A 22,766-nucleotide genomic window follows, 5' to 3' on the forward strand; every position below is an offset into this window, starting at 1 on the left:
TCGAGGAGTGTCGGGGCGGTGTGCTGGGATGGGGCGCATGGGAAACGTGGTGGCCGGGGCGACCGGTCCCGTGCTCGTCCTGGGGGCTGCGGGCACGGGCAAGACGACGCTGCTGGCCGAGGCCGTCGCCGAACGCATCGCGTCCGGCTTCGCGCCGGCGCTGGTGTTCGCGGCGACGCGCCAGGCGGCGTCCGAACTGCGCGACCGCATCGTGCGGCTCGGCGGCCGGACGACCCTGGCGCCGCAGGTGATGACGATCCACGCCTTCTGTCTCGCCCTGCTGCGGCGGTGGGCGGACGCGGAGGACGCCCTGCCCACCCTGCTGACCGCGCCGGAGCAGGAGTTCCGGATCCGCGAACTGCTCCGCGGCTGGCGCGGTTCCTGGCCCGAGGAGCTGGAGGCCGCGGTCGGCACCCGCTCCTTCGCGCAGCAGGTGCGCGCGGTCCTGGCCAGGGCCAGGCAGCTGGGGCTCGATCCCGACCAGGTTGCGGACGCCGGCGCAGCGGCCGGTGAGCCGGGCTGGGTGTCGTTGGGGGCGTTCCTGGCTGAATACCTGGACGTGCTGGACGCCGAGGGCGCCCTCGACTACGCCGAACTCGTCCACCGCGCACGCATCCTGCTGGCGCGCGACGAGGTGGTCAGCTCGGTGCGGCGCCAGTTCGGGGCCGTGTACGTCGATGACTGGTGCGAGCTCGACCCGGCCCAGATCGCACTCGTGCGCGGGCTGGTCCCCGACGGCATGCCGGTCGTGGCGCTGGGCGACCCCGACACCTCGATCTACCGGTTCCGGGGCGCACATCCGCGGGCGGCCGCCGAGTTCATCCGCCTGTTCACCGGCCCGGGCGTGACCCCGACCGTGGAGGTCCTGGAGGTCGCCTGGGGGCACGGGGAGGCGCAGGCCGCAGCCCTGGCCTCCGTCGCCCGTCGCCTGGGCGCACCCTCGGTCCACGCGACCGACGCCCAGGCCTACCGCTCGCCGAAGGCGGCCGGGCCGGGGCGCGTGCAGGTGTGCACGTTCCCGGACGAGGTGGCCCAGGCGCGGCGCATCGTCGGTGAGCTGCGGGCCGCCCACCTCGACGACGGTGTGCCCTGGGGCGAGATGGCGGTGCTGGTGCGCTCCGGGCGTCGGCAGATCCCGCCGCTGGCTCGGGCGCTGGCCGACGCGGGCATCCCCGTCGAGGTGGCCGGCGACGAGATCGGGCTGGCGTCCGAACTGTCCGTCCGCCCCCTGCTGCTCGCGCTCGACGTGGCCGGTCGGGGCGGGGTCCCGGACGCCGACGAGGCCCACCGCCTGCTCCTGTCGGGGTGGGGTGGGTTCGACGCGGTCTCCATCCGCACGCTCGGCCGGATCCTGCGCGGGGCTGACGCCGCCACCGGCGGGACGCCGGCGCCCACCTTGGTCGCCGAGGCCTTGGCGGGCCTGCGCGAGGTCCCCGAGGGCATGGACGCCCTGGCCCGGCGCCGCGACCTGCTCGCCTCGGCGACGGCGAAGGTGGAGGATGGCGCCCGGCCCGACGACGTGCTCTGGGAGTTGTGGTCGGGCACCGAGTGGCCGGCCCGGCTCCGCTCCGAGGCGCTGCGCCCGGGCGACGGCTCCGCGCGCGCGAACCGCGATCTGGACGCCATCGTGGCCCTGTTCCAGCTCGCGCACGAGTCGGCCGCACCGGGTGGGGCCGAGGGCATCCGGTGGTTCCTCGCCGAGGTGGCACAGCAGCAGATCCCCGCCGACAGCCAGCGTGAGTCGGCGGTCGCGGGGCGGGGCGTCCGGGTGCTGACGGCGCACCGGGCGAAGGGCCGGCACTGGGCCTTCACCGTTGTCGCGGGGGTGCAGGAGGGGGTGTGGCCCGACGTGCGGCGTCGTGGGTCGGTGTTCGACGCGCAGCGGTTGACGTCGGACGGGTTGGGGCAGGGGGTGGTCACACGTGAACTCGTCGCGAGTGAGCGTCGGCTCTTCCTGCTGGCCTGTTCCCGGGCCCACGGGCGCCTGCTGGTGACCGCCGTCGAGGGCACCGAGGGCGAGGAGGACCGCCCGTCGCGGTTCCTCACCGAACTGGGCCTGCCCGTCCGGCACATCCTGGAGTCACCGGTCCGACTCCATACGCTGCGGGCCCTGGTTGCGGAGCTCCGCCGCACCGCGCAGGACCCCGAGGCGTCTCCCGGGCTGCGTGAGGCCGCCGCCTCACGGCTGGCGCGCCTGGCGGACGCCACGGATGTCCAGGGGCGCCCCTTGGCGCCCGACGCGGATCCGGCCCGCTGGTGGGGGCTGCAGGAGCCGACCGGCCTGGCCGCCCCGCCACCGGATGACGTCATCCGGCTCAGCCCCAGCCAACTGGAGTCGGTCCTCACCTGTCCGCGCCAGTACTTCCTCAACCGCGAGGTCAAGGCGGAGCCACCGCGAAGTACCACGACGATCCTCGGGTCGGTCATCCACGCGGTCGCGGAGCGTGCGGCGACCGGCGAGCTGACGGGGGTCACGGCATCCGATCTCCTGGATCAGGTGTGGGCGGACATCCCGTTCCCCGCGGCTTGGCTGTCGGGTTCGGAGCGCGCTGAGGCGGACGCCGCGGTGGAGCGGTTCGTCGCCTGGCAGGCGGGTCACGAACACGCGGACGTGGTGGGCGTCGAGGTTCCGTTCCGGGCGCGGGTGGAGGTCGACGGCGAGGCGGTCATCCTGTCCGGTACGGTCGATCGGCTGGAGCGGACGCCCACCGGCGACCTCCGCGTCGTCGACTTCAAGACCGGGCGCTCCCTGCCGACCCAGGCGGACGCCGCGGCCTCGCCGCAGTTGGGGGTGTACCAGCTGGCGATCGAGGCGGGTGGCTTCGACGAGCTCGCTCCCGGCGCCCACTCGGCCGGCGCCGGCCTCGTGTACCTGCGTCACGACGCGACGCCCGGCTGGCCCAAGGAATTCCGACAACCGTCGCTGACCGAGAAGCCGCACCTCGGCGACGACCCCGCCGAGCAGGAGTACCCCACTTGGGTGCACCACCGGGTCGCCCAGGCGCGGCGGGTGCTGGCCAGCGGCTCATTCCAGGCTCGACCGGGCGGCCACTGCCAATGGTGCGGTGTCCGGTCGAGTTGCCCGGCGCGCAGCAGCCAGGTGGTCTGACATGGCGCTCTTCACCGCTCCGGCGCAGGTCTCGGCTGCGTTGGGTATCCCGTTCTCGGAGCAGCAGCTCACGGCCATCACCGCGCCGTTGGAGCCGGGGGTCATCATCGCCGGCGCAGGGTCGGGCAAGACGACGGTCATGGCGGCCCGGGTGGTGTGGCTGGTCGGCTCCGGACAGGTGCGGCCCGAGCAGGTGCTCGGCCTGACGTTCACCCGCAAGGCCGCCGCCGAACTGAGCGCCCGCGTCCGGGAGGCGCTGGCCAAGGCGGGTGTGGTCGACACCGATGGCTTCGACGACGCCGGTGAGCAACTGATCATGACCTACGACGCCTTCGCGGCCCGGCTCGTGGCCGACCACGGCCTGCGCATCGGCGTGGAGGGTGACGCACGCATGCTCACCGGGGCCGCCCGGTTCCGCCTCGCCTCGCGCGTGGTGGCTGCGGCACCCGGGCCGTTCGAGCACCTCGCACGCCTGCGACCGGACTCCGTGACGGAGAAGGTGCTGTCCCTCGACGGTGACCTCGCCTTGCACCTGGTCGGTACCGATGCGATCGTCGAGCACACCGAGGAGTTCCTCTCGGAGGTGGAGCAGTCGCCGCGCTCGCGCACCAAGCATCTCTACGCCTCGCTCAAGCGCGCCGCCGCCGCCGCCGCCGAGCGGGTGGAGGTGGCCGGGCTGGTCGAGGGCTACCAGCGACTCAAGCGCACGTTGGGCGCGGTCGAGTTCGCCGACCAGATGGGCGTGGCCGCCGCGTTGGCGCGCCGGGTCCCCGCCGTGCCGCGCCTGCTGCGCGAGCAGTTCGCGGTCGTGCTGCTCGACGAGTACCAGGACACCTCGAGCGCGCAGGCAGAGCTCCTGCGCGCGCTGTTCTCCGGGCCGGACGCCGCCTCGGGCCGCGGGCACCCCGTCACGGCGGTCGGGGATCCCTGTCAGGCCATCTACGGCTGGCGGGGGGCCGCCGCGGCCAACATCATCACGTTCGCCGACCAGTTCCCCCTCGCGGACGGCCGCCCGGCGACGCCGTTCGCGCTCACGGTGAACCGGCGGTCGGGCCAGCAGATCCTCGACGCGGCGAACGAGCTGTCGGCGCCGCTGCGCGCCGACGAGGAACTGCAGTGGGATGGCATCGACACCGACCTGGTCGCGCCCGTGGGCACGCCGCGGGGCGACATCCGCGTCGCCACCTTCGACACCTGGCCGGGCGAGGTCACCTGCGTCGCCGACGACATCGCAGCCGTCCACGACTCGGGCCGTGCCCGTCGTTGGTCGGACATCGCGGTGTTGGCGCGCCGCAACGCGCACATCCGGCCGCTGTACGCCGAACTGTCCGCCCGTGGCATCCCGGTCGAGATCGTCGGTCTCGACGGACTGCTCGCGGTCCCCGAGGTGGCCGACGTCGTCGCGGTCCTACGGGTGTTGGGCGACGCTACCGCCAACCCCGACCTGGTGCGCGTGCTCACCGGGCCGCGCTGGGCGATCGGCCCCGCCGACCTGGCTGCGCTCGGACGCCGTGCCCGCGAACTCGCGGGTGTGCCCGGTCGGGACGAGCTGCCCGCCGCGGAGGAGATCGCCCGCATCATCGACACCACCGAGGCCGCGCACGCCCCCAGCCTCGCCGAGGCCCTGGCCGATCCGGGGGAGGGGCCGTACACGGTCGAGGGGCGCCGCCGGATGACCGCGTGCGCAGCTGAGTTCGCGGCGCTGCGCCCGCATGCCGGCGGTCCGGTCAACGACTTGGTCCGCCGGGTGATCACGATGCTCGGCCTCGAGGTGGAACTCGCCCTGCGCGGTCCGGACGGCACACGCCAGCTGGACGCCTTCGTCGCGCAGGTCGCGGGCTACTCGGACGTGGACGGTGACGGCTCCCTCACGGGCCTGCTGGCGTGGCTGGCCGCGGAGGAGGACCGCGGGATGGGCCTCGAGCAGGCCGTGCCCACGGCGTCCGATTCGGTGAAGTTGTTGACGATCCACAAGTCCAAGGGGCTGGAGTGGGAGCACGTGTACCTACCCGCGCTGGCCGACAAGGTGTTCCCGTCGGATCGGATCCAGGGCAACTGGCTCAGCGCCTCCGCCGTCCTGCCGGCCGACCTCCGCGGTGACGCTGCCAACGTGCCGCAGTTGGCCGACGTGACGGACGCGGCCACCAAGCAGTACGCCGAGGCGCTCAGGAGCGAGGCGCGCCGCGGCGATGACCGGCTGGCCTACGTCGCCGTCACGCGCGCCCGCCAGCACCTCGTCGCCACCACCCACGCGTGGAGCGACCTGAAGAAGCCCCGCGCGGCCTCGCCCTACCTGCGCACGCTGGAGCGCTTCGCGGCGGAGGTCGCCCACGAGGAGGTCTCCGGCGAGAACCCGCTGCTCGCGGACGACCGCGGCTTCCCGTGGCCCGCACCTGGGGACGCGGCGGCGCGCGCCCGACGTCAGGAGGCCGCAGACGCCGTGCAGCGAGCGCGTGGAGCGCACCCGCAGGACGCGTCCCTGCTGCTGGATGAGGCTGCGACAGCCGCGACGTGGGACGCAGCGGCGGACCAACTCCTCGCCGAGGCGTCCCTTCGGAGGGCCGAGGCCGGGCTGGCCATGCCGCCCTACTTGTCGGCGACCGCCCTCATCGCCCTGGAGACGGACGCCGAGCACTACCTCGCCGGGTTGGCCCGTCCCATGCCCACCCCACCCCGCCGGGCGGCCCGGGTCGGTGAGTTGTTCCACGCCTGGCTGGAACGCCGGTTCACCGCCGCGCCCACGCTGCTGGCCGAGCCGGACGACGAGGTGGAGTCCGACGCCGAACTCGCACGATTGGTCTCCGCCTTCGAATCGGGTCCGTTCGCCCACCGCACGCCCCACGCCACCGAGGTGCCCTTCTCCTTGTTCCTCGCCGGGCAGGTGGTACGGGGACGCATCGACGCGGTCTTCACCGACGGCGGTCGCCCCGAGGTCGTCGACTGGAAGACCGGCCGCGGTCGCCCCAACCCGCTGCAGTTGGCCGTCTACCGGCTGGCGTGGTCCGAGTTGGCCGGTGTGCCGCTCGAGGAGGTGGACGCGGCGTTCCACGACGTGTTGACCGGGAAGGTGATCCGTCCGGTGGGGCTGCCCGACCGAGAGGGACTGGAATCAGTGGTGGGCAGGCTGGCCCCGGATCGCTAGGTTGAAGCACATGGAGCCCTGGGTGTCGCACAGCCGGCTGGATCGAGTCGCGGACGAGCGTCTGGACGAGGCGTGGGTCGGCGGGCTCTGGCGCCACCCCTCGGCCCGCGTGATCGGCGTCGACGACCGGTCGAACGTCTCGTCCGATGCGGCGGGCGACCTCCTGCGCACGATCGCACCGGGGGGCGACTACGACCCCGAGCACCACTACCTGATCGGCGCGGTCGACGGAGAGCCGTGGTTCGCCGTCGCCGCGACGCCGGAGGGTCCTTCGGCTTCGCTGCGCCGACTCGGCGCCGTCCTCCCCGAGACCGAGGCGGACATCGCCACCACGGCCGTCGCGCTGGTGAACTGGCACCGGGTGGCGCCGTACTGCGGGCAGTGCGGCACGCGCACCCAGGTGCGGGAGGGGGGCCACATGCGCTGGTGCCCGGGGTGTGAACGGCAGCGGTTCCCGCGCACCGACCCGGCTGTCATCGTGGCGATCCTCGACGGCCGGAACCGCCTGCTGCTCGGCCACCACGCCGGATGGGACCCGACCCGCGTGTCGATCCTGGCCGGCTTCGTTGAGGTGGGGGAGTCCTTGGAGATGGCCGTTCACCGGGAGATGCGCGAGGAGTCCGGCCTCGAACTCTCGTCCCTGCGCTATGTCGGGAGCCAATCGTGGCCGTTCCCGCGTTCGCTGATGCTCGGCTTCGTCGCGCGGGCCATCGGCTCCGAGGTACGCGTGGACGGCACCGAGATCGAGTGGGCGAACTTCTACACGCCGAGTGAACTCGAGAGCCTGGTGGACGCCGGCGAACTCACCCTTCCCATGACGTCGTCGATCGCTTCCCGCATCATCAGCTCGTGGCGTGAGGGAACGCTCGACGTGTGAGGGTCTTCACCGGCGCGTCGGGCTCGGGCAAGGGCTCGCCGAGCCGACGGTGGGGCTCCACGGGTCCTGCTGTCGGTGACCGCCGCCCCTGCTCGGCCGTCGGGTGAAGACGTCAGGCTGCGCTCAGGAGCCCGAGGCGGCGGAGGACCTCGTCGCTGCGTTCCATGACGATGGTCTCGAGGACCTCCTGTGCCTGTTCCTCGGATGAGTTCACGGCCAGGGCGATCTCGGCGACCAGCGGCTCGGCCCCCTCGCGGAGCATCTCCTTCTCGGCCAGGGAGAGGCCCTTGCCCTCCCGGCGGCGCACCAAGTCACGGACGACGGCCGCGATGCGGACGGGATCCCCCGTGGCCAACTCGATGCGCTGGTTCTTGACGCGGCGCGCCCACTTCGTCTCCTCGGGGCCGGACTCGGCGCGGAGCACATCCGTCAGCCTGACCAGGTCGCACGCCTCGGCGACCTCGCGGATGCCGACCTCGCCGGCCGTGGCCAGCGGCACCGAGACACCCATGCCGCTCGCCTTCACCTCGAGATTCACGTACTCGATGACGTTGCCCTTGATCGTTCTGCTCACCAACCCGGTGACCTTCGCCGGTCCGTGGTGGGGGTGGATGACGGTCTGACCAACGCTGAACTGCACTGCTTCCTCGTTTCCGCTCGAACCTCCACTCTAGCGCACCTTGGAGGTCGTGGGCACCCGAATGAGTGACAAATTCCCTAGTCACGAGGGTGTGGTGACGCTGTTACGCCAAGCGGTGGGCCAACCCGCTCATGCGGCGAGCAGGGTTGTCGATGGCTTGGGCCACGGCCTCCGGGTCGCCGAGCAGCAGCACGCTGTCCCGTGCCCGGGAGACCGCGGTGTAGAGCAGCTCGCGGGTCAGCAGGGGGGACCCGGGTGGGGGGAGCACCACGCTGACGTGGGAGAACTGGCTGCCCTGGGCCTTGTGCACCGTCATGGCATGGACGGTTGCCAGGCCGTCGAGTTGGAACGGGGAGTATGCCCGGAGGGTCCCCCCGGAGGAGAACCACGCCTGGGCTCGTTGACCGTCGGACAGGATCACGCCGGTGTCCCCGTTGTACAGCTTGAACTCCGGTCGGTTGGACGTCACCATGACCGGGCGTCCGGGGTGGAACTCGCCGTCGACCGAGTAGCCCGGCACTGCGTCGAGCAACCAGGTCTGGACCTGCCGCGTCCAATGGGAGACACCGAACGGACCACGTCGGTGCCCACAGAGCAGTCGGTGCTCGTCCAACGCCTCCAGCGCAGGCCCGGGTCTCCCACCGGAGGCCGCCTCGAACACGTGGGTGCCGGCCTGGACGACCCGATGGCGAAGCACGTCCGTGCCCTCGGCGAGCGCCGCCAATCGCACGCTCGCGTCGCTGCCCTGCAGCACCTCGAGGGCCGTCGAGGCGTTCCCGTCGCGGATCGCCGTGGCCAGCGTGGCGATCTCGCCGGCGAACCGATAGTTGTGGGTCAGGCGGGCGACCACGCCGGCGGTCGCCGGTGCCCGGGTGATGTCGGCGAGCACGCTGCCCGCATCCACGGAGCTGAGCTGGTCCGGGTCGCCCACCATCACCAAGCGGGCCGATGGCTTGAGGGCGGCCAGGAGGCGACTCATCATCACCATCGAGACCATCGACATCTCGTCCACGATCACCACGTCGTGGGGTAGTGGGGTCTCGGCGTGGTGCCGGAAACGGTTGCGGGAACCGGGCTTCCAACCCAGCAGGGCGTGCAGCGTGAGGGCCGTGAGGGACCCGTCCCCGAGCGATTCCGTCATCCGCGCGGCCGCCTTCCCCGTGGGGGCGGCCAGTGCGACCAGCGCGTCGGGCTGCTCTTCGCGGAGGCGAGTGATGATCCGCCTGATGGTGTAGGTCTTGCCCACGCCGGGTCCACCGGCCACCACCGTCACGGGGCTGGTGAGCGCCAGGGCCACGGCGGCGTCCTGCCCCTCGGGCACGCCCGCCGTCGGGGCCGTGGTGAGGCGGGCCAACAGCGCGCGCTGGACGGATTCCTGGTCCGCGAAGTGGCGCTCGAGGTACAGGGCACCATCCACCAGACGCAGTGGACGGCCACCGTTGGGGCCGTCCCCGACGGTCACGGCGGGACTGGCACGCAGGGCCGTCGTCCAGCCGTTCTCCTCGGGCCACCACGCGTCGGGAATGACCGCCGCTTCCTCGGCCAGGTCGAGGTTGCGGATGCGGTCCCACTCCAGGCAGATGGAGCCCGAGCGCAGGGCGCGGACGGTGAGTGCGAGGGCGAGCTGGACGCGTTGGTCCTTCTCGCCGAACAGGTGGCACAACTGCTGGGCCGGATGGACATCCGCCCAGCTGAGTGCGCCGGCCCGGTTGAAGTCGGCGAGCAGGCCGGTCGCGCTGACGGCGACGTGGGGCTCGGTCATGCGTTGCCTCCGGCCAGCAGGCGCGAGGTGGCGAGCACCAGCGCGGTCGGGGGCTTCCAGGCGAAGACCCCCAGAGGTGTTCCGTCCACGACGGGCGTGTCGGGGCCCGCCATCCCGCGTACGAACAGGTACAGGACGCCGGCCAGGTGACGCTCAGGGATGTACCCGGCCATGCGCAGGCGGAGGAAGCGGTGCAGTGCGACGCAGTAGAGCAGGGCCTGCAGGGGGTAGTGGCTCGCCATCATGGCCTCCGCCATGGCCGCCGGCGCGTAGTGACCGAGGGTGAGCGCCTCGTCCGGGGCGGACAGCCGGTTCGTCTTGTAGTCGACGACCAGGAAGCCTTCGGTCGCGGACGCGGTCCCCAGCCTGAGCACCGAGTCGACGGAGCCGGTCAGGAAGCCGTGCAGCACCTGGTCCGCCAGGCCGGGGTGGTCGAGCCGGGCCGGATAGCCGGCCAACGGGTCGTCAGCGGGTAGGTGTTCGTTCAGCAGGGCGGCGATGTCGGCGAGCGTCGCTGCGGGGTTGTCCAGGGCGAACTCGAAGTCCATCTCGGACAGCCGGTCCGCCGGAGCGAAGCTCCGCAGCGTCCGGCCGGGAGCGAGCGCACCCAACGGGGTGGTGAAGCTCGGCTCCAGGGCGGGGGCCAGCTCCGCCGCGCCGACGTCGCCGATGGGCCACCGGCGCAGAGCGTCGGCGACGGCCCCGGCCAGCGCGGCACGCCAGTCGTCGCCGGTCGCGTCCGTGTGTTCATAGACGGAGTGCACGAGCGTGCCGAACGCGGCGCCCGCGGGAAGCCCCGCCATCGGCGACGGTTGGGACCAGGCCGCATCGACGACCACCCCGAGATCCTCGAACAGCTCGTCGGCGACGAGGGGGCTGTCGGCCACGGCCGCGAACTCGTGGGCGGCTGCGGTGAGGCCGGAGTACGACGTCCGACGCCAGTCCCGGTCGATGGTGCGCGACCATGCACGCGCGCGCAACTCGTTGGGCGCGGGGAGTGCCACGGCGTAGCCGCCACCGCCGGGGGCTGCGGGCTGGGGCACAGCGACGCAGGCCACCTGTGAGCCCGCGAGCCAGGCCAGGCCGACGGGGGAGCCGCCACCGGGGAGAGCCCCCGTCGGGTAGCTGAGCGCCGGGCGTCCGGGCTGGGCCGGATCGTGGGGGGCGTGCAGCAGGCGGTGCAAGGGCGCGGCGGACGTTTCCCAGTGGTGGGCCCACCAGGTCACGACCCGGGACTGGGCCCGTGTCAGCCCCACGTACAGGGCACGGAGGGCCTCGTCGCCCTCCTCGGTGCGCCATCGCTCCCAGCGGTCGGCGCGGGCGGGAGTACCGCGTCCGGCCACGTCGAGCAGGCGGCCGTCGCCGCCCGGCAGGACGAGCTGGCGACCGGTGTCCTTGTCGGCCTCGCGCTGGTGGGTGACCTCGGGCAGCAGGACCACCGGCCACTGCAATCCCTTGGCTCGGTGGATGGTCATCACCTGGACCGCATCGGCGTCGGTGTCCCGGCGCCGGGCGCTGTCGGCACCCGGCGAAGAGCCGTCGCGCTCGTTCACGAGCCAGGCGGCCAGGTCGCGCGCCCGTCCGGCCCGCCCCGCCCTGACCTGGTGGTGCAACAGTTCCGCGAGGTGGCGGTGGTCGGTGATGAGCCGCTCGCCGTCGGGCCGGGACAGCAGCCGGGAGCGGAAGTCCGTGTCGGCGTCGAAGGCGGCGAACAGGGCGGGTACCCCGTGCCGCTCGAGCACCCGCGCCCACGTGTGGATGAGCAGTGACCAATCGCCCAGGCGGTCCTCGTCGGCGGACGCCAGGTCGGCGATGGTCGCCCCCACGAAGTCGGTCAGGAAGGCGCGCCGCAGGTAGGGGCGGCGCGGCTGGTCCAGCGCACGCAGCAGGGTCAGCCAGTCGCCGGCCGCCGACGTGTTGAGGACGCTGTTGGAACCGTTGAACGTGGCGGGCGACCCGGCGGCGACCAGAGCCGTCGCGATCTCCTGCCCCCGCTCGTTGGAACGGACCAGCACCGCGATGTCGGAGGGGGCCAGTGGCCCGTCGACCTTCCGCAGAGGGGATTCCGCACCCAGGAGGTCACCGACCACGGCGACGAGGTCCTCGATGATCGCCTTCCGCGCCGTGGAAGGGTGAATGGCCTTCTCAGCCGCGAGGGCGCGGACGTGGACGCCCCGCGCCCACGGGCCGTCCGGCGCGGCCACCACGCGCGGCTGGTGTGCCGGGGTCACGGGGGGAACGCCGATGCCGGTGCCCAGGAGCACCCCGCGGAACAAGGTGGCCACCCCCTCGACGACCTCCGGGTCGGACCGGTGGTTGACGCTCAAAGTGGTGTGGGTGTCGGCCTTCGCCACCGCCATCGAGTAGGTGTGCACGTCCCCGCCGCGGAACCCGTAGATCGCCTGCTTCGGATCGCCGATCAGCACCAGCGACGCCGCTCCCGCGAAGGCCCGGCGCAGGACGTTCCACTGGGTGGGATCCGTGTCCTGGAACTCGTCCACGAGCACCACGGGGAACCGGCCCGCCAGCCGTGCGCGGGCCTGTGCGCCGGTCACGGGATGCGCCAAGGCCGCCTCGAGCCTCGTCAGTTGGTCGTCGAACGAGAACAGGCGCCGGTCGCGCTTGCGCTCCTCGACCGTGTGTCGGACGGACTCGGCGAACGCCACGCGGGCTCCCGCGGCGCCCGGGCTGCCCGCGCCCACCAGATCGGCGACCTCCGTGACCGCCCCGCGGGCGATGTCGCGCGCACCCGGATCGGCGTCCCACTGTTTTCCGAAGCCGAACGGGGCCCCGTGGGGCTCGTCCGCGAACATGCGGATGTAGACGTCCTCGGCGGCTTCGTCCGCGAGGGGCCGCAGGTCCTCCACCAGGGTCAACTGCGGCGTCTGTGGGGCCAGGATGCCCAGCCCGGCGAGCATGCCGTGGCAGAACTCATGGGTGGTCATGATGGCCGCGCGGTCGAAGAGCCCGAAGGCCTGCTCCAGCCGCGCGATCCGCTCGGTGACGACCTCAGGGGTCGCATCGGCCAGGTGGGCGGTGACCGCTTCGGTCGGGGGGATGCCTCGGATCGCTTCCGCGAGCCCGTTGGCGGTGTCTCGGATGCGCTCCCGAACCCGCGAGCGCAGTTCTGCGGTCGCCGCGCGCGAGAAGGTGATGAGCAGGAGGTCGTCCATGTCGGCGACGCCCTCCGCGATGTAGCGGGTGGCCAGTGCCGCGATGGCGAAGGTCTTGCCCGTCCCCGCCGATGCCTCCAGCACCGTGGTGCCCGCCGGCAGCGGACCGGTCAGGTCGAACAGGGTCGTGTTCACGCTGTGGCCTTCCTGATCGGTTCCCACACCCGCATCGCGAGCGCCCCCAGCTGGGTCTCCTCCTCCGGATGACCCCATGGGTCGTCCGGGGTTCGGCGCAGCGCCCACGGGGTCTGCTCACCGGCGTACCAGAGGCGCCAGACCTCGTCCCGATCCCAGCGCCAGATCTTCTCGAGCAGGTCCTTGCGATCCTTGGGATCACGGCCCTTCGCGCGTTCCTGGGCCCAGAACTCGCCCACCCTCGGTGGCAGCGGGAGGGCGAGCTGCGTCGCATGGCCGGCCAGGGCCACCAGGTCGGCCAGGAACTGGTGCGCCATCTCGACCGGCGGGCCGATGAGACGGAACGTCCCTCGGCTGCCGACCAGCGCGGCGTCGACGCGGCGGCCGGATTGCACGGAGCCGGCGAGGAGTCGGACCCACGCCTCCCCCAGGTGCTTGGCGTTGACGCTGCCGAAGTGGGACTCGGCCAGGAGTCCGCCCCGGAGGGTGAGCCGGCCGGTCAGGCGCACCCCTTCGATGTCGAGGTCGATCTCCCGCACGTCGGGTGCTGCGTCCGCGACCTTCAGGAACGCCCGGTGGACGGTCTGGGCCTTCTCGGCGATCCCGCGGATGGCCTCGGCGCCGAGCCTCCGCGGCGGCAGGTCGCCGCTGAGCCACTGGGCGGTGGTCACCGCGTCCAGCGGGTGGCCGGCCCTCAGGGAGGTGAGCATCGCGTCACCCACGGCCCATGCCTCGAGGTGGCCGAGTTCCAGCGGGATGCTCTCCCGGAGCGGATCGTCGTCGCCGAGGGTGACGTCGGCCCGCTCCTTGAGCAGGAACCGGCCGGGGTGCTTGAGCATCGCCGCGAGTCGATCCACCCCCAAGGCGGTCAGGGGCTCGGTCCGGTGCAGGTGGCCGACCGCCCACCGGTCAGGCCCTGCCAGTCGCTCGGAGACCAGCGCGCGCGCTCCGCCCAGGGCGCCGGTGTCGAACGACGGCCGGTCGCCGGTGAAGTTGGTCCAGGCGAAGGCCTGGAGCGTCGCCTGCTGCACGGCGTCCTTGCCGCCGGCGGCTTCGATGAGCTCCTGCACCCCGGCCGGCGGGTGGTGTGGTTCAGGCGTGAGCGAGGACTGCCCCTGGTAGACGACGACCAGGTGGTCCCCGGCAGCGAGGACGGCGTCCAGCACGCACTGCCGGTCCTCCGCGCCGGGATCGGGATCGCCGGGGAGGGGATCGCGCACCATCAGGTCGTCACCGTCACCCAACCCCCGGCGGGGGAAGCTGCGCTCGTCCAGACCCACCAGGCAGACGACGCGGTGGGGTACCCGGGCCAACGCCTCCAGCGAGCACACGACGAGCGCCCCGCTGCCGAAGGCGGGACGGACCCCACGCTCGGCGATGGCGTCCGCCAGCAGGGCCAGGGCGTCCGCGGGTGCGAGCCGGGCCCCGGACGCCGCGCCGCGCGATTCGATGGCCTCGAGGACGGACCACACCTGGGACAACTGCCAGCTGTCGGCGAAGGGGACGTCGGCGAGGAGGTCGATCGCCTGCCGCAACCGGGCCACCCATTCGGTGACGGAGGCCTCCCCGGACAGGGAACGCACCAACCGCGACACGCGGCTGACGAGCTCGGCCAGGGCGCCGATGAGCGCGGTGTCGGTCGAGGCGACGTCATCGACGGTGGACACCACGCCCACGCTGGCGAGGTGGTCGTCACTGAACGCCTCGCCCATCACGAGCCGTTGGACACCCAGTTGCCACGTGTTCTGCTGCACGTCACCGATCCCGAACCTGGCCCGGTGCTCGGGGTTGATGCCCCAGCGGATGGCGGCCGAGGCGGCCAACTCCTCGAGACGCTCGAGCTGGTCGCCGCCGAACCCGAATCGACGGGCCACGAACGGGTGGGCGGCCAGGCCGAGCAGCTGGGACGCCGTGGCCCGGCTCGCCCCCAGCGTGAGCAGCTCCCCCAGCAGGGCGAACAGCTGGTTGGCCCGGGATGCATCGGCTTCGACGACCTGGAGGCGGAGCCCCGTGGCCGGGTGTCGCCACGCCCGGGGGGAGCCGGCGCCGGGGTCGGTGAACGCGGCCGCCAGGTGGGGGCCCAGGGTGGTGGGGTCGGGGCACGCCACGACGACGTGGCGCGGCTCGAGGGTGGGGTCGTCCGCGAACAGGCCGGTGAGGGCCTCGCGCAGCACCTCCACCTGGCGGCCCGGGCCGTGGCTGGAGTGGATGGTGATGGTTCCGTCCGCGACGGCGGCCGGGAGCGGGGAGCCGGCCAGCACCGACTGCTGCAGCCTGCCCAACGCCGACCCGCGGCGTCCAGCGCCGTCGTGGTGCGTGACTCGCGGTTCGCCCTCCAGCCACGCGGCGTGCGACTCGCGTGCCGCCCGGCCCAGGGTGCGGGCGAGCGCGTTCTCCGTGTCGGCGGGGCCCGGCGATGCCAGCCACACGTGCACGGGTACCCGGCCGGCCAGGGCGCGGAGCAGGCCTCGCTGGCTTGCCGTGGAGCGTCGCGGCGCGAAGACGTGCACGGCCGGCCACGGCACCGCAACACGTCCGGACGCGACCCCCTCGGCGAGCCGGCGCCGCCGCACGACCGGGTCATCGGCGACGATCCGCTGGTGCAGGGCAGACCACAGGTGCACCTGCCACCCGTCGACCCCCAGGGCGGCCGCGGCCGCTTCGGGATCGGCCGACCAAGCCGCCAGCATGGCGGGGCGGTGGTCGGCGTAGCGCCGGAACAGGCGGGCGATGCGGAGTGCGTTGGCGTACCGCTGGTCGTTGGCGTCCAGGTGGGCGGCCAGCGGTTCGAGGCCCGCGGCGCCGCTGCGGACCGCGCCCAGGACGTGCCACACGAGCCGGTCCGGCTCCCACGCGTCCTCGTGGCACTCCCCGAGCAGGAGCTGCTCGAGGGGACCGAGGCGGTGCACCTCGAAACCGGCGAAGATGCCCTCGCCGTCCGGCGCGCTGGAGCGGGCCACCTGTTGTCCGAGCCACCGCTGGAGGCCTGCCCCCGGCACGAGGAGCAAGGGCCGGGCGAAGGGGTCGCCGGCACTGGCCGACGCCACGACGAACACCTGGGCCAACGTGGCCAGATCGTCCGCGGTGTGGAGGTGCATCTCGTTCATCGCTGTTCACCCTAGAGGTCGGCCCGGACAATCCCTGTCGCCCCGGAACAGATCGGCGACGGGAATGGTTGAAGGTTCGACAACCGCGACGAGAGGACCCACCATGCCCACTGCGACATCCGTGCGCAACGCCACCGACACGACCATCGCCCCGCAGCTGGCCGAGCGGTGGAGTCCCCGCGGCTTCGACGCCACCCACACGATCGAGCGCGAGGACCTGCTCAGCGTCGTCGAGGCGGCCCGGTGGGCCCCGTCGGCCGGCAACACCCAGCCGTGGGCCTTCGTCGCCGCCCGCCGCGGCACCCCTGCCTTCGAGGCGATCCAGGGTGCGCTGGCCGGCTTCAACCAGATCTGGGCGCCTGCGGCATCCGCCCTGCTGGTCTTCGCCGTGGTGCCCGAGCGGGCCGGCCGGATGCAGGCGTTCAGCGCCTACGACCTCGGCCAGGCCGCCGCCCACGCCACCGTGCAGGTGGAGCACCTCGGACTCAACGCCCACCAGATGGGCGGCTTCGACCGCGACGCCCTGCACGCGGCGCTGTCCCTCCCCGAGGGCGTCCAGCCGGTGACGGTGATGGCGATCGGCCGCCACGACGACTCCGACGCCGTCGCGCCCGAGATCCGCGAGCGCGACGCCGCTGCCCGCACCCGTCTCGCCCTGGACGACGTCCTGGTCCTCGTGCAGTGACTGTCGGCGGTCCCGCGTAGGGTGCTGGGCGTGATCGATCCCGACAGCATCCTCGCAGGACTCGACCCCGAGCAGCGGCGCGCCGCAACCGCGCTCGAGGGTCCTGTCGCGGTGCTCGCCGGGGCGGGCACGGGCAAGACGAGGGCCATGACCCACCGCATCGCCTACGGTGTGGCCGCCGGGGCGTTCGACCCGACGGCGGTGCTGGCCCTGACCTTCACGACCAGGGCGGCGGGGGAGTTGCGCGAGCGTCTCCGCGCCCTCGGCGTCCACCGCGTGCAGGCACGCACGTTCCACTCCGCCGCCCTGCGCCAGGCGCAGTACTTCTGGCCGCGCGCCTACGGCGCCGAGTTGCCGCCGGTCGCGGACAACAAGGTCGGCCTGGTGGCGGACGCCCTGCGCCGGGAGCGGCTCACGCCCGACACCGGGACGCTGCGGGACGTGGCCGGCGAGATCAGTTGGGCCAAGGTCAGCAACGTCGCCCCCGGCGAGTACGCCGCGCTGTCCGGCCAACGGGGCCGGGAGGTCAACGGACTGGCTCCCGACCAGGTGGGGCGGGTGCTGGCCCACTACGAGGCGGTCAAGGCCGCCCGGGGGGTGATCGACTTCGACGACATCTTGTTGTGCACGGCCGGCCTGCTCGCCGAGGACGCGGACGTCGCCGGCGAGGTGCGGCGCACCTACCGGCACTTCATCGTCGACGAGTACCAGGACGTGAGCCCCCTGCAGCAGGCGTTGCTCGACCTGTGGCGCGGCGACTCCGAGGAGATCTGCGTCGTGGGTGACCCGGCCCAGACGATCCACTCGTTCGCGGGCGCCCAGGCCGGGTTCCTCACCGGTTTCACGGGGCGGCACCCGAACGCGACGGTGGTCGAACTCGTCCGCGACTACCGGTCGACGCCGCAGGTGGTCGCCCTGGCGAACGCGGTGATGAAGGGTCATGGCCCCGGCGTCGAACTGCGGGCCCAGCGTCCGTCCGGGCCGGAGCCGCTGTACGCCGGGGCCCCGAGTGAGGGAGCAGAGGCGGGTGGCGTGGCCGCGTGGCTCGCCGAACGCAACCGGGCCGGGGTGCCGTGGTCGGAGATGGCGGTGCTCTACCGCATCCATGCCCAGGCGCCGGCGCTGGAGGCCGCCCTGGCCGACGCCGGCATCCCCTTCTCGACCCGCGGCAGCGCGGGCTTCTTCGAACGGGCCGAGGTACGGGCGGCCCTGCGCGCACTCACGGCGGCGGCGAAGGCCACCCCGGATGAGGCCCCGAACGCTGTCCTCGGTGCGGCGTTGGCGGGGTTGGGCCACACCACCGAACCGCCGTCCGGGCAGGGCACCGCGCGCGAGCGCTGGGAATCCTGGTCCGCGCTGGCGGCGGTCGGTGACGAGTTCGCGCGCACCCACCCGGAGGCCGACGTCGCGGCGCTCGTCGCCGAGTTGGACCACCGCGCCCGGGCCCAGCACGCCCCGACCGGACAGGGCGTCACGCTGTCGACGTTGCACGCCGCGAAGGGCTTGGAGTGGGATGCGGTCGCCATCGTCGGCGTCCACGAGGGGAGCCTCCCGTTCGTCCTGGCCACTTCGGCCGAGGCCATCGCCGAGGAGCGGCGCCTCTTCTACGTCGGCATCACCCGCGCTCGGGAGCACCTGCGCCTGTCGTGGTCCCTGACCCGCAACGGAGGAGGGCAGCGGCGCTCCCCGAGTCGCTTCCTCAACGGCGTGGTGGGGGCGCAGCAGGCGGCGCCCACGGCGTCCGGGCGGCGCAGGGGAGGCCGGACGAGCGCGCTGGAGGCCACCTGCCGCGCCTGCGGGCGTGGGCTCACCAGCGGGGCGGAGCGCAAGCTCAAGCGCCACGCCGACTGCCCGTCGACCTACGACGAGGCGACGTGGGAGGCCCTCCGTGCGTGGCGGAAGGCGGAGGCGGACGCCGCCAGCATGCCCGCCTTCGTCATCTTCACCGACGCGACCCTCATGGCGATCGCGGAGGAGCGGCCCACGAACCTGACCGAGTTGTCCGGGATCAGCGGGGTGGGGCGCACCAAGCTCGAGCGCTACGGGGAGGCGGTCCTCGGCATCCTCGCCGAGCAGGCCTGAGAGTCAGACAGCCGCCAGCAGGCAGCCGCAGTCGGGGTGCCGTGGCCAGCGGCGCACCCCCAGGGAGCCGGAGTGTGCGTCCAACTCCAAGGTGGCGCCGACGGCCTCAGGGCGGTGGCCCGCCCGCCATGCCCCCAACTGGGCGGACGCCATCGCCGCGGCCCAGGCGGCCTGGCGTGGGGCGGGGACGTGCTCGGACCGGCAGAGCTGGGCCAGCAGGTGGGGGAACCCCGGATCGAGGTCCCTGCGCACCAGGTCGCTGCACCCCACACACGGGCTGGACCCCGGGGTCACGAACGGCCCCACGACGGCCCGCTCCGGCTCGGCGCGCACGACCAGGTGCGGGATGCCGGAGGACGTCAGGTCGCGGGTGAGGACGCGATCGGGTTCGGCCGTGGGAGTGCACAGCACCACGAGGCCGCCCCCGGCCCGGCCGTCGTCGTCCCGCACGGACCATCCGTCAGCATCGAGCAGGTGGGCGAGGCCGTCGCGAAGGGCTCCGGCTCCGACGACCGTGACGGTGTGGGCTGTGGACTTGAACAATAATTGGCGGCGTTCTGTGATCGCTATTTGGCGTCATCGGCTACCAGGGAGTCATCAACCGCGACTGAACCCGGCAGAAGTCCCAGCCAAGGCGCCGGGCGATAGAACGTCGCTCTGAATCTTCCGAGGCTGCGTAAGACCTCGGCCGCTGTCTGTTCGCTGTGCATGAGGCTTCGGGCATTGCGTATTGGGCTTTCGGTGATGATTCGCGGGCGAGCGCGTCGAGCGCCGAGAATCATCTATCTTGATAAATTAGTTCGAGACGAACGCTGACACTGCTTTTGGAATTCGAACGACATGAACGACCGAAGGTCGATTTACGAGCAGGCATCTCTTCAGCACGACGGGAACTGGTGGAGCAAAGCAGGGCCGATGTTGGAATCTGCTTCCGCTGTGGCTACTCAGCCTACGGCGAGTCCCGCGGCCACGAGGTCGGGCAGGCCGCGCGCGGCAAGCGTTTCCCAGATTTGGTAGTCGTCACTCGGCGCGATCGCGCCAGAGCAGGGTACAGCTATCACGTTCAAACCCGCATCGCAGGCGCTGCGCAGCCCGGCGGGAGAATCCTCGATGGCGACCGAGCCGGATGTGGGCAGATCCAGCCGTTTGAGGGCGAGCACGTACGGATCGGGGGCTGGCTTGTGCCTGGTCACCATGTTCGCCGTCACGATTTGAGCGAAATAGGGTCGTGGTAGCTGTTCCAGGATGTCGATGACATTCATCTCGAGCGACATCGTCACCAGAGCCTGCCGGACGCCATTCTGGTGCGCAGTCTCGAGCATTTCTAGAGCCCCAGGCCGCCACAGGACTCCGTCCTGGCGATTCAGGGTTCGCATCCGTTCAGTAAGTGCCGAGGTGAGCGAGCCTAGCGTGCCTGCCGCTCCGCGTTCCCTCAGCATGCCTGCCAGCATCGGGATAGCACGACCGGAGATATCCACCGGTGACGGCCTCCACTCTTTAATACCCGATTCCTCAGCGATCTCCCAGCAGACGGCCGCCCATCGTTGCTCGCTGTCGATCAGGGTCCCGTCGAGGTCCCAGAGCAGGGCGCCTCCGGACTCAGCGGACACGCGATAGCGATCGCTCGATGCGGCGGCCGGTCTCAGCGTCGAAGAGCTGCGCGTCCTCGTCGCCGAAGCTCAGCGACACGGAGTCGCCTCGACGCACGCGCACGCTCTGGTCGGTACGGACTGCGAGTCTGACATCGCCGACCGTGACCTCCAGGATCCGGGTGGAACCTTCGAAGATAGTGGTGTGCACAATGGCAGTCGCATGGTACCGGCCCGTGCTGTCGATTCGCACGTGCTCCGGACGCACTCCGACCCTCACCTCTCGGGCGGTGGTGCGCTCCTCAACGTCACCGAAGATAGTGCGGTAGCCGCCATCGACTGCCGTTCCAGGGAGAAGATTCATCGGAGGAGACCCTATGAAGCCCGCAACGAACACCGTCGCCGGCTCGTTATAGATTTCATCGGGCGTGCCAATCTGCTCGAAGCATCCCTTGTTGATCACGGCAATCCGGTCGGCCAAGGCCATGGCATCGCTCTGGTCATGCGTGACGTGGATCGACGTCGCCCCCGTCGTCCGCATCAGATCGGCGATTTCCTGGCGCAGCGCGATGTGCAGCTGGGCATCGAGCCCGGACAGGGGCTCGTCGAGTAGCACCAAGCGAGCCTGCCGGGCGAGAGCTCGGGCGAGGGCGACTCGCTGCCGCTGGCCCCCCGACATTTGCCGGGGTTTACGGTCGAGTAGATCCTCGATATCCATCCGCTTCGCGAACTCCAGACCTCGCTGACGCGCCGCGGCACGATCCAGACCCAGGCCGTGCCGAAGGCCGAGGGTGATGTTCTCGAGCGCGCTCATGTGGGGGTAGAGCGCGAAGTGCTGGAAGACGATGGCTACATCGCGTTCGTGGGGCGGGAGATTCTGCTGGGGTTTCCCTCCGATTAGCACGTCGCCGGAGTCAAGCGCCTCGAGTCCAGCCACAATGCGAAGCAGGGTGGACTTCCCCGATCCAGAGGGCCCGAGGATGACGAGGGATTCACCGGCGGCGACCTCGATTGAGACGTCGTTGACCGCGGTTACGCCGCCGAATTGTTTGACTAGATGGCGAAGGGAAACCTCAGCAGACATGTTCGTGCTCCTTTGTTTGTTTACTTCGTGAGTGCGCTGATGCGATCGGCGGTGCTGGGAACGACGTCGTTGACGTCTTCGCCCTGGTCGACCATCGACTGCACCATGTCCTGCAGGTACTGGTTGGTGCGTCCAAGGTTTTCGCCAGCCCAGCCAGATCCGGCAACCGGGGTGCCCTCGTATCGCCAGGCGTAGCCGAGCGGGCCGTCGGCCTCGGGGCGCTGGAGCAGTTCGGCTTTGGCCTCGGTGTCGACCGGGATGTAGCTATTGGCCAGCGAGCTCGTCAGGATGACCTCAGGGTCGAGCATGGCGCCGATCAGCTCGTTGCTGAACGCAGCCCGGCAGGCATCGTCGGAGAGCACCATCCAGCCGTTACCACCCGCGGGGAGCTTCGCGGTGCCGCCGTCAGGGATCGGCATGTCCGAGATAGTCCAGTCGAACGAGTCGCCGATGCTGGCAGCCACGCTCGCGCCCACGGCGGGCGTGGCAAAGAAGTAGGCCACGTTTCCCTGCGTGAACTGGGCGATCGAGTCTTGCCAGCTCACCTGGTCTTCGAGCTTTTCGTCGCCGATGGTCTGATAAATCTTGAGCGCTGCCCGCCCTTCCTCGCTGTCGAAGCCCGCGGTGCCGTCCTTGTTTACGAACGTGCCGCCACCACTGCCGACGAAGGCCTGGACAAACCACCAGGCGATGTTGTCACGAGGGATCTGGATCGGGGTGGAGACGTCCGTCTTTTCCTGGATGGCACGCGCGTCCTCGAGGACTTCAGAGTGGGTGGTCGGCAGTGCGTCGATGCCAGCGGACTCGGCGAGGGTGGTGTTCGTGTAGAGCACGGGCACCGAGATCTGGAAAGGAGCGACGTAAGTCGTACCGTCGACCGTGCCGACGCTGAGATAGTCCCGGTCGTAACTGTCGCGGAGCGAATCAGTGTCAATCGCCTGTGGGCTGTATTTCTCCACCCAGAATTTGAGTTGGTCCAGGCCAAGCATGATCACGTCGGGACGGGATCCAGCGGCGATGTCAGCGACGACCTGCTGCGTGAGTTCGTCGTAGCTGGTGCCCTCGGGAGCAGCCTTGAGGTTGACGGTTAGGCCTGAGTACTTCTTCTCCAGCGTCTCCTTGCCAAGCTCGGCGGCGGCTTGACCTTGGCTGGCGTATTGGGCGGAAATGGTGACGCCGCTCGGATCGCAGGAGCTGACGTCGACCTGCGCGCTCGGAGCGGTCTCCTGGGCGGCCGAGCAGCCGGTCAGGGCGAGTGTGGAGGCAATGAGGCCAGCGCCAAAGGCGAGAGCTCTTCTGGGTACGGGCATGGGGATACTCACAATCTGTGCGGAGGAATGAAGAGGTGGTGAGGAGGTGGATAACGGGAGGTATTTGCGAG

The 22,766-nt window shown here is 71.5% G+C and carries 13 protein-coding genes; 5 read left to right on the top strand and 8 right to left on the bottom strand.

Annotation, left to right across the window (positions count from 1 at the left end):
* Window positions 1–37: 37 nt before the first annotated feature.
* Genes AC5YDA_RS02900 through nudC form a run of 3 tightly spaced genes read left to right on the top strand, consistent with a single transcriptional unit; the run spans window position 38 to window position 7,128 of the window.
* Window positions 38–3,109 carry an ATP-dependent helicase gene (locus AC5YDA_RS02900; protein WP_496192740.1) on the top strand — a complete coding sequence of 1,024 codons (3,072 nt, stop codon included), beginning with the start codon at window positions 38–40 and terminating at the stop codon, window positions 3,107–3,109.
* A 1-nt stretch (window position 3,110) separates the two neighbouring features.
* The gene (locus AC5YDA_RS02905) at window positions 3,111–6,251 is read left to right on the top strand and encodes an ATP-dependent DNA helicase (RefSeq protein WP_496188833.1); all 3,141 of its coding nucleotides are present in this window, start codon (window positions 3,111–3,113) and stop codon (window positions 6,249–6,251) included.
* A gap of 10 nt (window positions 6,252–6,261) precedes the next feature.
* Complete coding sequence (nudC, locus tag AC5YDA_RS02910; protein WP_496188832.1) at window positions 6,262–7,128, top strand: NAD(+) diphosphatase; 867 nt, start codon at window positions 6,262–6,264, stop codon at window positions 7,126–7,128.
* A 112-nt stretch (window positions 7,129–7,240) separates the two neighbouring features.
* Here the strand turns inward: nudC and AC5YDA_RS02915 are convergent, their stop codons facing one another.
* The 4 genes from AC5YDA_RS02915 to AC5YDA_RS02930 form a co-directional block, all read right to left on the bottom strand.
* Entirely contained in the window at window positions 7,241–7,768 is a 528-nt protein-coding gene (locus AC5YDA_RS02915; RefSeq protein WP_496188831.1) for a CarD family transcriptional regulator, read from the bottom strand.
* A 103-nt stretch (window positions 7,769–7,871) separates the two neighbouring features.
* On the bottom strand, window positions 7,872–9,530 hold the full coding sequence (gene recD, locus AC5YDA_RS02920) for an exodeoxyribonuclease V subunit alpha (RefSeq protein WP_496188830.1): 1,659 nt from the start codon (window positions 9,528–9,530) through the stop codon (window positions 7,872–7,874).
* Window positions 9,527–12,838 (bottom strand): UvrD-helicase domain-containing protein, encoded by a 3,312-nt coding sequence (locus AC5YDA_RS02925; protein WP_496192741.1) that lies wholly within the window; start codon window positions 12,836–12,838, stop codon window positions 9,527–9,529. The genes recD and AC5YDA_RS02925 overlap by 4 nt, the downstream gene beginning before the upstream one ends.
* The gene (locus tag AC5YDA_RS02930; RefSeq protein ID WP_496188828.1) at window positions 12,835–15,945 is read right to left on the bottom strand and encodes an exodeoxyribonuclease V subunit gamma; all 3,111 of its coding nucleotides are present in this window, start codon (window positions 15,943–15,945) and stop codon (window positions 12,835–12,837) included. The genes AC5YDA_RS02925 and AC5YDA_RS02930 overlap by 4 nt, the downstream gene beginning before the upstream one ends.
* Window positions 15,946–16,048: 103 nt before the next feature.
* Between AC5YDA_RS02930 and AC5YDA_RS02935 the strand changes: the two genes are divergently transcribed.
* Window positions 16,049–16,630, top strand: coding sequence for a nitroreductase family protein (locus AC5YDA_RS02935; RefSeq protein ID WP_496188827.1), 582 nt, complete (start codon window positions 16,049–16,051; stop codon window positions 16,628–16,630).
* A gap of 30 nt (window positions 16,631–16,660) precedes the next feature.
* Window positions 16,661–18,712 carry an ATP-dependent DNA helicase UvrD2 gene (locus AC5YDA_RS02940; RefSeq protein ID WP_496188826.1) on the top strand — a complete coding sequence of 684 codons (2,052 nt, stop codon included), beginning with the start codon at window positions 16,661–16,663 and terminating at the stop codon, window positions 18,710–18,712.
* A gap of 3 nt (window positions 18,713–18,715) precedes the next feature.
* On the opposite strand, the gene AC5YDA_RS02945 is transcribed toward AC5YDA_RS02940, so the two are convergent.
* From AC5YDA_RS02945 to AC5YDA_RS02960, 4 genes are all read right to left on the bottom strand, one after another.
* Window positions 18,716–19,255: a hypothetical protein gene (locus AC5YDA_RS02945; protein WP_496192742.1), complete on the bottom strand. Its 540-nt coding sequence runs from the start codon at window positions 19,253–19,255 to the stop codon at window positions 18,716–18,718.
* Between the two features lie 401 nt (window positions 19,256–19,656).
* On the bottom strand, window positions 19,657–20,322 hold the full coding sequence (locus tag AC5YDA_RS02950; protein WP_045245711.1) for an HAD family hydrolase: 666 nt from the start codon (window positions 20,320–20,322) through the stop codon (window positions 19,657–19,659).
* The gene (locus tag AC5YDA_RS02955) at window positions 20,312–21,385 is read right to left on the bottom strand and encodes an ABC transporter ATP-binding protein (RefSeq protein WP_045245710.1); all 1,074 of its coding nucleotides are present in this window, start codon (window positions 21,383–21,385) and stop codon (window positions 20,312–20,314) included. The genes AC5YDA_RS02950 and AC5YDA_RS02955 overlap by 11 nt, the downstream gene beginning before the upstream one ends.
* 20 nt (window positions 21,386–21,405) lie before the next feature.
* Window positions 21,406–22,695: an ABC transporter substrate-binding protein gene (locus AC5YDA_RS02960; RefSeq protein WP_158505496.1), complete on the bottom strand. Its 1,290-nt coding sequence runs from the start codon at window positions 22,693–22,695 to the stop codon at window positions 21,406–21,408.
* Between the last annotated feature and the right edge of the window lie 71 nt (window positions 22,696–22,766).

It is taken from the genome of Propioniciclava sp. LT294, assembly GCF_059516005.1.

Bases quoted from the DNA above. Each gene is read 5' to 3' on its own strand.
- AC5YDA_RS02900 (WP_496192740.1), top strand. From the start codon at position 38: ATGGGAAACGTGGTGGCCGGGGCGACCGGTCCCGTGCTCGTCCTGGGG.
- AC5YDA_RS02905 (WP_496188833.1), top strand. From the start codon at position 3,111: ATGGCGCTCTTCACCGCTCCGGCGCAGGTCTCGGCTGCGTTGGGTATC.
- nudC (WP_496188832.1), top strand. From the start codon at position 6,262: ATGGAGCCCTGGGTGTCGCACAGCCGGCTGGATCGAGTCGCGGACGAG.
- recD (WP_496188830.1), bottom strand. From the start codon at position 9,530: ATGACCGAGCCCCACGTCGCCGTCAGCGCGACCGGCCTGCTCGCCGAC.
- AC5YDA_RS02930 (WP_496188828.1), bottom strand. From the start codon at position 15,945: ATGAACGAGATGCACCTCCACACCGCGGACGATCTGGCCACGTTGGCC.
- AC5YDA_RS02935 (WP_496188827.1), top strand. From the start codon at position 16,049: ATGCCCACTGCGACATCCGTGCGCAACGCCACCGACACGACCATCGCC.
- AC5YDA_RS02955 (WP_045245710.1), bottom strand. From the start codon at position 21,385: ATGTCTGCTGAGGTTTCCCTTCGCCATCTAGTCAAACAATTCGGCGGC.
- AC5YDA_RS02960 (WP_158505496.1), bottom strand. From the start codon at position 22,695: ATGCCCGTACCCAGAAGAGCTCTCGCCTTTGGCGCTGGCCTCATTGCC.